Origin of the sequence: Longimonas sp., assembly GCF_046498435.1 — a bacterium.
Lineage (GTDB): Bacteria > Bacteroidota > Rhodothermia > Rhodothermales > Salinibacteraceae > Longimonas.
The window spans coordinates 1-11,642 of record NZ_JAWOAR010000175.1; the positions used below are offsets into that span (position 1 = coordinate 1).

8 protein-coding genes and 1 pseudogene are annotated in these 11,642 nt (G+C 61.5%); 4 read left to right on the forward strand and 5 right to left on the reverse strand.

Annotated features, from left to right (window positions below; translation table 11 throughout):
• Positions 1 to 158: 158 nt before the first annotated feature.
• Positions 159 to 1,700: a DEAD/DEAH box helicase gene (locus tag R6U20_RS06360; protein ID WP_410337027.1), complete on the forward strand. Its 1,542-nt coding sequence runs from the start codon at positions 159 to 161 to the stop codon at positions 1,698 to 1,700.
• Positions 1,701 to 1,814: 114 nt separating this feature from the next.
• Positions 1,815 to 2,207 carry a hypothetical protein gene (locus R6U20_RS06365; protein ID WP_410337028.1) on the forward strand — a complete coding sequence of 131 codons (393 nt, stop codon included), beginning with the start codon at positions 1,815 to 1,817 and terminating at the stop codon, positions 2,205 to 2,207.
• Between the two features lie 251 nt (positions 2,208 to 2,458).
• On the opposite strand, the pseudogene R6U20_RS06370 reads toward R6U20_RS06365, so the two are convergent.
• The 5 genes and pseudogenes from R6U20_RS06370 to R6U20_RS06390 form a co-directional block, all read right to left on the reverse strand.
• A pseudogene (locus R6U20_RS06370) lies at positions 2,459 to 2,821 on the reverse strand (GIY-YIG nuclease family protein); the annotation flags it as partial.
• Between the two features lie 43 nt (positions 2,822 to 2,864).
• Positions 2,865 to 4,283: an NAD-dependent malic enzyme gene (locus tag R6U20_RS06375; protein ID WP_410337029.1), complete on the reverse strand. Its 1,419-nt coding sequence runs from the start codon at positions 4,281 to 4,283 to the stop codon at positions 2,865 to 2,867.
• A 158-nt stretch (positions 4,284 to 4,441) separates the two neighbouring features.
• Positions 4,442 to 6,991 carry a 30S ribosomal protein S1 gene (gene rpsA / locus R6U20_RS06380; RefSeq protein WP_410337030.1) on the reverse strand — a complete coding sequence of 850 codons (2,550 nt, stop codon included), beginning with the start codon at positions 6,989 to 6,991 and terminating at the stop codon, positions 4,442 to 4,444.
• A gap of 254 nt (positions 6,992 to 7,245) precedes the next feature.
• A complete protein-coding gene (gene cmk, locus R6U20_RS06385; RefSeq protein ID WP_410337031.1) occupies positions 7,246 to 7,953 on the reverse strand; it encodes a (d)CMP kinase in 708 nt (235 codons plus the stop codon).
• 37 nt (positions 7,954 to 7,990) lie between these two features.
• Positions 7,991 to 8,617, reverse strand: a complete 627-nt coding sequence (locus R6U20_RS06390) for a hypothetical protein (protein ID WP_410337032.1) — start codon at positions 8,615 to 8,617, stop codon at positions 7,991 to 7,993.
• Between the two features lie 135 nt (positions 8,618 to 8,752).
• Between R6U20_RS06390 and R6U20_RS06395 the strand changes: the two genes are divergently transcribed.
• Complete coding sequence (locus tag R6U20_RS06395; protein WP_410337033.1) at positions 8,753 to 9,298, forward strand: RNA methyltransferase; 546 nt, start codon at positions 8,753 to 8,755, stop codon at positions 9,296 to 9,298.
• The gene (locus R6U20_RS06400) at positions 9,295 to 11,082 is read left to right on the forward strand and encodes a methylmalonyl-CoA mutase family protein (RefSeq protein WP_410337034.1); all 1,788 of its coding nucleotides are present in this window, start codon (positions 9,295 to 9,297) and stop codon (positions 11,080 to 11,082) included. The genes R6U20_RS06395 and R6U20_RS06400 overlap by 4 nt, the downstream gene beginning before the upstream one ends.
• Positions 11,083 to 11,642: the final 560 nt, after the last annotated feature.

Genomic DNA, 11,642 nt, shown 5'->3' on the forward strand with positions numbered 1-11,642 from the left:
TGCGCGACGGCCACCGCAGGTTTCTCCGCAAGCGCGCTGGCGCGTACGAGCGTGGGGAGCGTCACCATCTGGGTGGGGTTGTGGCCGGATACGGCTAGACCCTCATTACGCTGGCCTCCCTCTGTGTGGCGCGTGCGATGGGCGTCTGCGATCAACTTGTGGTCTTTGTGCCGCGGGGCAACCTACGCGACCAATACGCCGATCCGCAGGAGCTGGCGCAGATGCTGCAATGGATTGGCGGGCCGCGCCTCCCCTTTTCGATTGCGGATTCGGATGCGGTCTTCCTCAAAAACCGCGACATCCCGATCGTCATTGCCACGTACCAGTACGCGTGCGGATCGAGCGGCAACAAGGCGCTGCAACAGTATTGCAACCAGGGGGATACGCTGTTTGTGCTCGATGAAATTCACCACCTGCCCCAAGAAAGTGCGTGGTCGGATGCCGTGGATAACCTCTCGCACGAGGCGCTCATCGGACTCTCGGGTACGCCCATCCGCAGCGATGGGGAGCCGCTCTTTGGCGTGCCGCACGACACCATCTCGCACGACGACGGCACCGAATCCACCTTCTACCGCGCGCTCCATGAGGTCTCCCTCCGCGATGCCCATGCCGAGGGCGAAATCCTGAAGCGGGTTGAGGCGCACGTGGTCGATTACACCATCACGATGCAGGAGGAGAACTCGGGGGAGACGGTGGAGTGCACGCTGGCCGAGCTCAAAAACGACATTTCGGCGGATACCGCGACCCTCGACCGCTACTTTGCACGTCGCAACCTGCGCTTTCACGACGTCTACCTCGACACGCTGATTGGTCCGGCGGTGGGACGCCTGCAATCGAAGCGGGCCCAACATCGCGGCACCCATGGCACTGCGGTTCGCAACCACCAGATGCTCGTGATCTGCATGAGCAACCGCCACGCCGCCGACGTCCTCGACTTCATGCAGCGCCGCTACGGCTGGCTTTCGGTCACGCGCATCGGACAAGATGTGCCGCCGCAGGAGCGCGAGGAGCGCCTGGATGCCTACCGCAACGGCGAAGTGGATGTGATGGTGCAGGTCGATATGATTGGCGAGGGCACCGACATCAAATCTATTAGCGTGATTGCCAAGCTCGACCTGGTGAGCGCGCGCTCGAAGTGCCTGCAGCAGATCTTTCGGGGGATGCGCTACTTTGCGCCCTGGTCGGACAAAGCCAACGTGTGCGATGTGTTTGCTTCGGGCGATCTGGGGCTCTCCGACACGCTCAACTGGATGACGCGGGAGGTGCAGGAGGGCATCCGCACGCGCAAGGAAAAGGCAAACCGGACGCCGCCCGAGAAAGCCACCGAAGATAGCGACCGCAGCGGCTGGTCGATGCAGCAAGTGAGCGAAGGTTCGTTCGAGACGCATCGCGTGGAGATGGAAAACTCGGGGCGACTCCGCGTGCGACGCGAGGCCTTTGAGGGCAACCAACCAGCGGCTCCGGGCGGGAACGGACTCGATGTAAAGGCCCGCGAGGAGGCGCTGCGCAAGGAATGCAGCGAACTGGCGTCGTCGCTCGCCTTTCTGCTTCAGGACCGCGGGAAGTCCATTCACATCCGTGATGTGCATCAGAAGGCGAAGGAGCGGTTTCGGGTGAAGCAGGCGAACATGAGCATCCAACAGCTCGAAAAGAAAAAGAAGTGGCTGAAGCGCTGCACGCAGATGAAGCGGCTGTTTTAGCGTACGTGCTGGACCGCAATCGCTGGTTTTCCTAATTGCGCCTGGAGGTGCGCCTGGACCTAAGCACCATTACCGACCTGCAGCACATCACACCCATCGCGCGCCGCGACCACTATGCCGACCACTGTCGGCACTGCAAATGCCCAGCCATGCCCTCATAGCTGCGGTTCTTATAAGTGGCTTGCCTCATCATGTCCCATTCCCACCTGCCATCGTCCCACCGGGCATCGTCCCGCCAACCGTCGCCCGAGACGCCGCGCCGGGGCGGCCTCCGATCACGTCGATCCGGCTCAATCGGAGGAGGGGACGGTAGCGTGTAGCCGCGCAGTCGCTCGGCAGCACCGTGTGGTGCCGCTCCGCCAGGAAGGCGATACGCTTGTGATCGGCGCAGCCCGCCCGCAAGACGGGCGCATCACCGTCTGCCCTGATCGACGCACCGTGCAGCATCCCGGCGAGATTGGCCTGTGGGTAAGATATCCGCCAGCCTGCCGACGGAGGCCAGAATAGATCTGCGAATTTCTACCAAGGACCATCTACCTTAATTGCTTTTTCTGATTTGTGCATCTCAATTTTGGAATGATGTACAAATCAGCTCTAAGCGATTACGGCTTGTGTTGCAATAACGGGTATTAAATGATTCGATCTGCTTCTACCCAGGTGGGCGTTGCATCAGACTGGACCGCGTGCAGCACAGCTTCGATCTGCTGGCGCACCGCCCGATGGTCATCCCCCTCCGCTTCCCACCGCATAAAGTGCGCAGGGCATCCGCAGTCGGAGCTGCCCAGTCCCTTCTTGGGAACACATGTGCTGTCAGCATCCAGTAACGCACGGGCCCACGGGCATTCCAGCTTCGTATCCGCATAGCTAACCCATGCGCCCTGTAGTGTGCAGTGTGGACGAATGTAGTCGATGTGCCAGTGCTGGGGGTGGTCGGTCCGGGCGTGGCGATGTACGCGGGTTGCAATGCCTCCCGGACCAAAAGCACTCCCTGCGTAGAGATAGACGCCGGTATGCAGTGCGATTCTCCCTTGTGCACCTACCTCTACAACTGACTCATCGCTGCACCCCATAGCAAGCAGATACGTCCCTGTATCACTTTTTAGCACTGGTGATTCTTTCATTGCAATAACAGACTCAAGGCGGTGAAAGCGGGAGCATTGTTCGCTACGAACGTGTGCGAGCCACACCTTCTTCCTGGGCTGCCGCTTCCACAGCCTCGGCCACACGGTCTACCACGGCTTTATCGAATACACTCGGCACAATATAATCCGCCGTTCGGCTGGCATCGTCGATGGTATCTGCCACCGCGTAGGCCGCAGCCAGCTTCATGCCATCGGTGATGTCGGTGGCCCGGCAGGCCAGCGCGCCCTTGAACATCCCCGGAAAGCACAGCACATTGTTGATCTGGTTCGGGTAGTCGCTGCGTCCGGTGGCCATCACCGCCACGTGCGGATACGCCTTCTCGGGGCGGATTTCCGGCTCCGGATTCGCCATCGCAAAGACAATCGGGTCATCGGCCATGCGGTGCAGGTCGTCTACGTCGATCACGTTCGGCCCCGACAGCCCGATGAACACATCCGCATCTGTCATCACCTCACTGAGCGACCCGCTCAGGTTGTGCGGATTCGTCTGGGCTGCGTACGCCCGCTTGGCCTTGTTCAGATCCGTGCGGTCGCGCGTAACCGCGCCCTGACGGTCCACGCCGATGATATTCTCGATGCCCATGTTTTGCAGCATGTGCGTTACGGCAGTGCCTGCTGCCCCAATGCCCACGAGCACCACCTTCAGCGCCTCGGGCGTCTTGTTTACGATCTTAAGCGCGTTGATGAGCGCCGCAACGGCCACGACTGCTGTGCCGTGCTGGTCATCGTGGAAAACCGGAATGTCAAGCCGCTCGCGCAGCCGATCTTCAATCTCGAAGCAGCGCGGCGCACTGATATCCTCCAGATTGATCGCACCAAAAACAGGTGCCATGCGTGCTACAGTCTCTACGATTTCGTCTACATCTGTTGTATCCAGGCAGATCGGAAAGCCATTTACGCCGGCAAACTCCTTGAGGAGCTGCGCCTTGCCTTCCATCACCGGAATCGCAGCCTCGGGTCCGATGTCGCCCATCCCAAGCACTGCTGTGCCATCCGATACCACGGCCACCGTGTTGCTCTTGATGGTGAGGCGATGCGCATCGTCCGGACGGTCGTAGATCGCCTCGCACACGCGTGCCACGCCTGGGGTGTAGGCCATCGACAGCTGGTCGCGCGTACGCAGCGGCACCTTGCTGCTTACCTCAATCTTGCCGCCCAGATGCAGCAAGAACGTGCGGTCTGACACATCCACCACCCGGACGCCTTTGAGGTCGCCCAGATGCGTGATGATTGTACGTGCATGGTCATCGCTGCGCGCATTGATGGTAATGTCGCGCACGAGCACGCTGTCGCGCGCCCGCACAATGTCGATCGCGCCAATATTGCCGCCGTGCTTTCCTATCGTTGATGTTACCTCGGCTAACATGCCCGGCTTGTTCTCAATCGCCAGGCGTGCTGTAATCGAATTGCTTGCCGTGGGGGCGTACTCTTCAGAGTCCATTCAAATGTTTGTAAATACAAGGGGATGCGAAACGCTGTATCCGTTGCCTCTATGTTTACCGGATACACCGGTTTCGAGAGCACGGGCAACAGAAAGGGGCAGCCTCCGGTAGTGGAGACTGCCCCAAGCGGCATTATGGATCGGGTGCGCAGGTCGCGTTATGCGTTGTCGAGCGCATCAAGCGCGTTACGCAGATCTTCGGCATACGAAGAACCGATACCATCAATCGCTTCGAAGTCGTCGTGGGAGCGGAGCTCATCGAGCGAGGTCACACCCGCCGATTCAAGACGACCTGCGTGCGGGAAGCCATCCGGGAAGCCGGTGTCTTCCACGTCGTCACTGTCATCAGCAACGTCGTCTGCTTCGGCTTGCTGATCGGCTTCCGCCTCCGCACTCGCGTCGGCTTCTTCCGCATCCTCAACTTCTTCAGCCTGTTCGGCCTCGATCTCAGATTCGCGCGCAGCGGCCTGCTCGGCAGCCTGCATCTCACGCTTCAGATCGCCCAGTCCGCTAAGTTCGCCCAGCGTGGTCGGTCCAGACGTCGGATCGTCGCTTCCACCCGATGCAGAGGACGGCTGGCTCTTTTCCTTGTACTGGTCCACGGCCTGACGGCGCTCTTGCTTCTCGCGGCGCTCTTCCTGGCGCTCGCGGCGCTTCTCGGCCTGGCGCTCCTGGCGCTCCTTGGCCGTTTCGCTAAGCACGATGTCTTTGCGGCTTTTGTCGAACCGAATGACGCGCAACTCAAGCTCGTCGCCTTCAAAGTAATGATTCTGGAAGTCGCGCGGGCCATTCTTCAGCTCGCTGCCCGGCACGAACGCTTCCACGTCGAGCGGGAGCTCCACCACAAGGCCCTTGTCTTCAACGCGGACAACCTCGCCTTCCGTGTCGGTGCCCTCTTCGTAGGCACTTTCGAACTGATCCCACGGGTTGGTTTTCACCTGCTTGTGGCCCAGCGAGATGCGGCGGCGATCCTCGTCGATGTTAAGGATCTGGACATCCATGTCCTGCCCCTTGCTGACCATATCGCCCGGATGGCGTACCTTCTTCGTCCACGACAGGTCACTGATGTGAACCAGCCCGTCGATGCCCGGCTCAATTTCGACGAAAACGCCGAAGTTGGTGATGTTACGCACCGTACCGGTAAGTACCGTGCCCGCCGGATAGCGATCGCTGATGCCGTCCCATGGGTCGGGCTCCAGCTGCTTCATGCCGAGGGAGATCTTCTTGTCCTCCTCGTCGATGTTGAGAATCTTGACCTCCACCAGCTGTCCGAGCGACACCATCTGGCTGGGGTGGTTGATGTGGCGCGTCCACGACATTTCGCTAATGTGGACGAGGCCCTCGATGCCTTTCTCCAGCTCCACAAAGGCGCCGTAGTTCGTAATCGAGACGACCTTCCCTTCAACGGTTTCGCCTTCGTCGTACTTCTCGCCGATGTTATCCCACGGATGCGGCTGAAGCTGCTTCAGACCCAGCGAGATGCGCTGGCGCTCTTCTTCGTAGTCGAGCACCACGACCTGAATCTCCTGGTCGAGTTCGACCACTTCGCTCGGGTGCGACACGCGCCCCCAAGACAGATCGGTGATGTGCAGCAAGCCATCAACGCCGCCGAGGTCGATGAAGACCCCAAAGTCAACGATGTTCTTGACCGTACCTTGCAGCACCTGTCCCACTTCAAGCTGCGACAGAATCTGCTGGCGCTGCTCTTCGAGCTCTTCCTGAATGAGCTCGCGGTGCGACACCACGATGTTCTCATTCGACTGGTTGAGCTTCACAATTCTGAACTCCATGCGCTTCTCCAGATACGCGTCGAAGTCGCGCACAGGGCGCACATCGATCTGCGAACCCGGCAGGAACGCTTCGAGGCCGTCGAAGAGCTCCACGATCATACCGCCCTTGATGCGGCGGATAATCGTACCTTCCACGATCTCTTCGTTCTCGTAGATCTCCTCAATGCGCTGCCAGCGGCGGACCTTGTCGGCTTTCTCCTTCGACAAGACAAGCTGTCCTTCGCGGTCTTCCTTGTAATCAAGGTAGACCTCGACGGTGTCGCCGCGCTGAAGGTGCTCGCCGAACTCATCGCGGGCTACAATGCCATCGCTCTTGTAGCCAATGTCGATGACCACGTGGTCTTCGCTGACCTTGAGCACGCGGCCCTCTACGATGTCTTGCTCCCGAACGTCGATGCTGGTGCGGTCGACCAGGTCGCGAAACTGATCGTACACCGGATCTGCCGTCTGCGAGCGCTCGTATTCTTCGAGTTCTTCGAGCGTCACGGTACGGCCAACAACCTTTCCGCTAAAGCCCTGATTCTCTTCCGTGCGCTCCAGGTCGTCGAGCGAGACGGTGAGGCCAGGATCGTCGACCTGTGTGGCCTCAAAGTCGAAGTCGTCGCTGGTTGGAATGCCAATTTCTTCGGAGGCGGTGGTCACCGCTTCGGCCAGCAGCCGATCTACATTTTCAGGGGGCGGATCGCGGTCTACCTCTTCAGCTTCAGCACTTTCTTCGCCAGCGCTTTCTTCATCAGCGTGTGCTTCGGTTTCAGAAGCATCGGCGCTTTCATCGTCAGGCGAGGGCGCATCGTCTGCAGCTGGTTCTGCAGCTTCAGGAGGAGCCGTTGCCGTATCGACGTCGGTCTCTTCGACCGTAGCTACGTCGTCGGCTTCGGATGTGTCTTGCGGGGGTGCTTGCTTTTCTTGTTCGGCCATATATGTTTGGGAAACGAGGGGTATATGCCGCGTGGTGTCGGGGCGCACCGGGTACAGGAGGCTCCTGCGACCGGTGGACGTGCCCTACTCTGTCACAGACACCGTGGGCGGGTGTGAGTTGGGCCAGCGTGCCAACACGATGAAGAAGTACGAACAGGGGCATCGGATGACGGGCAGATCGCTGGCACGCGCCTGTCGACAGCATCTCGATCGCTGCTGATGGCACGTTCTGCCCTGTGCATCCGGAACACTGTCTAATGGGATGGAAAAGGGTCCGTTCCCGCATTTGCCTGCTCAATGAGTGCTTCGATGGCTTCCACCTGTTCTTCGAACGTCATTGACGTTGTATCAATAGATACGGCATCATCGGGACGGCGCAGCGGGGCCAGGTCGCGCTCCCGGTCGTGTGCATCACGCTGGCGAATCTCTTCGCGCACGGATGCAAACGAGGGGGGGTCTCCATCCGGAGCGGTCTGGTACTCCTCATATCGGCGGCGCGCCCGCTCTTCGAGGCTGGCTTCCATGAAGATTTTTACATCGGCATGGGGAAAGACCACGGTGCCGGTGTCGCGTCCGTCGGCCACCACGCCACCGGTGGATTGGCTCCACCGCGTGGCAATCTGACGTTGTACGGGCAGCAACGCTTCGCGCACTGCTGGCAGCGCAGCTACCTGGCTTGCCATGTCGCCAACCTCGGAGGTGCGGATGGTGTCGGTCACCTCGTTGCTGTTCATCAGCACGTGCAGGGTGTCTGCGTCGTCGAACTGCAGGTCGATGGTGCAGTCGTCGAGAAGTGCCTGGGCTGTTTCGTTTGTGGGCGTAGCACCGGCGTCTACAAATGCCAGCGCCACAGCGCGGTAGAGCGCCCCCGTATCCAGATAGCGAAACGACTGCCGCTCGGCTACGGCGCGGGCGGTGCTGCTCTTTCCGGCCCCAGCAGGGCCATCAATGGTGATAATCACAGCGTGTATGTTTTATTGCAATAACGGATTCAAAAGCTTATCGAGCCGCGTCATCGCCCACGGTGCGGTGCACTATGGTGATGGGCTCCCCGTAGCGCATCGGGCCAAGAGGCGTGCGGATGGTTGGCTCGGCCTCGAACTTCACGTTCGTGGGCGGCCCATCCCCTGCAAGCGATAGCGCCAGATCGACCAGGTCGCGGGCTCCGCCATCGAAAAACTCGACCAGGTTTAGCTCCACCGGAAAGCGAATGTCGGTGGGCACGCCCGGCTCCAGCACCGTCTCTTCGGCAAACGCACCGCTGATCGTCTCCCGCTCGTTCAAGAGCAGCGTCCAATCCAGTTCGGTCATCCGCGCGTTCATGCTGTTGTCGGAGGGATTGGTGCCTTCGATGACCACCGAAAACGAGAGGGGCACTTCACCTTGCCGCACCGCATTCCCGATGTTCAACAGATCGACGGGCCCCAGATCTTCCGGACGATCGATCCGGTTTAGGTCCACACCGGCAATCCGGGCATCGGTCACGCGGTCGAGGTGAAAGTCCACGTTGCGGAGCTGCCCCACCTCGCGCAGCGCCTGGCAACTGGTAAGGGTGGTGGCCACGAGCACCAGGAACAGACCGAGCATCCAGGCAGGGGCCTTCGCCTCCGAGAAACAGGTAGACATAGATCGATGGAGTGTGGGGAAAGAAAACAAAATGACCGTCCGAAGGCGCCGCTGCTGTGCTTTCCCCCGGAACCTGTGGGGACGCCTGCAATCGGATTACAGCAACTGCTTTTCAATGTGAACGATAGCCCGTCCATGCGCAAACTTGCTTGGGATGAAATCGACCGCCCCGCGCCTGAGGAGCTTGCGGACTTACCGCGGCATCCGGTATCGGTCGTGGCGCATAACATCCGCTCTATCTATAACGTGGGGTCGCTGTTTCGTACGGGCGATGCAGCGCGCGTTGAGCATCTCTATTTAACGGGATACACGGGCACGCCCGATCATAAGGACTTGCACAAGACGGCGCTTGGCGCGCAAGACCTGGTGCCGTGGTCGGCGGAGGACGATGTGCTGGCGCTTCTTGGCGACCTGCGCAGCCAGGGCTACACCATTGCGGCGCTGGAGCTTACCGATGCTTCGCAACCGCCCGCTGAGCTCGAGGCCAATGCGTTTCCGCTGGCACTGGTGCTGGGCAACGAGGTGCACGGCATCGACAGCGACGTGCTCGACGCGTGCGATGTGGCGCTGGAAATTCCGCAGTACGGCGCCAAGCAGTCGCTCAACGTGTCGGTTGCATTCGGCGTTGCTGTCTACGATCTTGTCCGCCGTTATCGCTCACTTGCCGCTCCTGCCACATGACCGACGCTCCGCTCTCGCTCAACTTTCCGCTCACGCCTGCTGAGGACTGGCACGACCGCCTGCGCCACGATCTGGGCGATGATTTCATGGAGACGCTCACGTGGCAGCCGCTTGAAGGCATCGACCTGCGCGCGTTCTACCGCCGCGCCGATACCGAAGCGCTTCCGCACGTGCAAAAAGGCATCTCGGGTCGGGGGATGCGTCAGTCCGGCCCCGCAGCCAACGAATGGACGATCGCCCAGCGCCTGCCGCTCGACGCACCGAATCTGGCAGATCGCATCAACGCCGCCTGCACGAGCGGGGCCGACCGCATTGTCGTCACCGCTGCCGGGACCGATGCCTCCGCCGACCTCTCTGCTGCTTTGCGCACGGCGCTCGACACCGCAGCCCACCATGATACGGAAGTGCATCTCGATGGCGGCGCCGACGCCTGGGCGATGGTTGCCGAGTCCGATCTGGACGCCGACACGCCGCTCACCTACGCCGATCCGCATCTACTACGCGCCATGCGGCATGTGCCGGCCGAGGCTGAGCTGCCCGCCCCGCTGCGTCGGCCCGCGCATCCAATCATCGTGGATGCCCGCCTGCCCCACAACACCGGACTGCCCATGGCCGACGAGCTTGCCCTAACGCTGGGTAGCTGGTCGCAGGCACTGGCCACGCAGGGCGCTGACGCCTTCTCGGCCGGACTGCCCCACCGCGTGCTGGTGGCGGTGGATACGTCGTATTTTCTGGAGATCGCCAAGCTGCGCGCGCTGCGTTTTCTGCTTCCGCAGGTGGCGCAGGCCTATGCCGAGATGCACGACACCGAACCCGTGCTATCGACGTCGGAGGTCACGCTCTACGCCGAAACCTCGCCGCGCTCGCACACCCTTTTCGACCCGCACGCCAACCTGCTGCGCGCCGCCACGCAGGGGGCTTCCGCAGTTATCGGCGGGGTGGAGCAGCTTACCGTGCAGCCCTTCCGCCGCGATGCGCACGACGAAGCCCCCAACGCCGACCGCCTGGCGCGCAACACACAGCTCATCCTGAAGCACGAAGCCCACCTGCACCGCGTGGCCGATCCCGCCGCCGGAGCATACTACCTGGAGCAGGCCACCCACCGCCTGGCCGAGGCCGCATGGAGTCGCTTCCAGCAGATCGAAGACGCAGGCGGGCTGCCGAGTTGGGCCGATGACTTTCTCCAGACGCGCGTTCGCATCACCCGCGAGGAGCGGCGCATGCGCATCGCCACCCGGACCGATGTCCTCGTGGGCACGAACCACTACCCCGATCCCGACACGCCCGTACCCCCCCAGAAAACGCCCTCCGAATCCCCGGCGCAGCAGCACTTCAACCACCAGCCGCCCGCGTGGGTACAGCCGCTTTCGCTTTCGGAGGGATACGATGTGCTGCGGCTGCGCGTGCAACAGCTTGAACCGCGCCCCACCGCTCTGATTGCCCCTGTAGGCACGCCCTCTATGCGGAGCGCCCGTGCCACGTTTGCGCGGAATATCGTAGGCTGCCTGGGTCTCCGCCTCATCGAACCGCTCGGCTACGACAGCATCGACGCTGCCATCGACGCCGTCCACGAGCACACGCCCGATGTGGTCGTCTGGTGCGCCGACGACGACACCCTAACCGCGCTCCTCGACCGGGCGCCCACCAACACGCTCGACGCCATCACCATAGCCGCCGCGCCCCCCAAGGCCGTACCCGATGCCCAGACCGTAGACCTGCTCCTACACCGGGGCGCCCCCACCCTGCAACGCCTGCATCAGCTCGTTGAGCGCCTCGGTGCATAAGAGGTGTGGGCGGGCGTGAAGCCGCCCCGGAACGTCTCCCCCGGAAGGTCATCCTGGACAAGTGATTCCGACAGCGATCGGAAGAGCGCGATCCAGGAGACAGCAGCCGACCCGCACGGTTGACGGCAGGCTTAGGGGGGTTGGTAGTTCCGGTTTGGGGCTTGTAGTTAGCCCGTGGGATGGATTCCGGATCAAGTTCGGAATGACGGATTGGGAGGTTTGTCGTCTCCTCCCCGAAACTCCGCCCAACGCAACCCCGCCGAACTCGCGAGACCTGCCCTCTTGATCGCTGAAGCACCCTCCTCGCCAAAAGCGCTTTTCGTGCATAATACGTAGGAGTTACGCACTTGACCCGAGGGGCGTCATTTCCTGTCTGTGAACGGGGCGGAGCCCCTAAACGACGGCGTCACGAGGCAGAGTATCTGTTTAGCGGCTTATAGCCTGGGACACGTGCAGCGCCGATAGCATTCGTTCCAAAGATCGCCGGGGACGCAAGCGGTCCCCGGCTATGGACCCCTTAGCCCGGGATCAGGAGCGAAGCGGATATCCCGGGCGGTGCT

Coding starts and splice junctions, on each gene's coding strand:
- R6U20_RS06365 (WP_410337028.1), top strand. CDS start 1,815: ATGCCGACCACTGTCGGCACTGCAAATGCCCAGCCATGCCCTCATAGC.
- R6U20_RS06375 (WP_410337029.1), bottom strand. CDS start 4,283: ATGGACTCTGAAGAGTACGCCCCCACGGCAAGCAATTCGATTACAGCA.
- rpsA (WP_410337030.1), bottom strand. CDS start 6,991: ATGGCCGAACAAGAAAAGCAAGCACCCCCGCAAGACACATCCGAAGCC.
- R6U20_RS06390 (WP_410337032.1), bottom strand. CDS start 8,617: ATGTCTACCTGTTTCTCGGAGGCGAAGGCCCCTGCCTGGATGCTCGGT.
- R6U20_RS06395 (WP_410337033.1), top strand. CDS start 8,753: ATGCGCAAACTTGCTTGGGATGAAATCGACCGCCCCGCGCCTGAGGAG.
- R6U20_RS06400 (WP_410337034.1), top strand. CDS start 9,295: ATGACCGACGCTCCGCTCTCGCTCAACTTTCCGCTCACGCCTGCTGAG.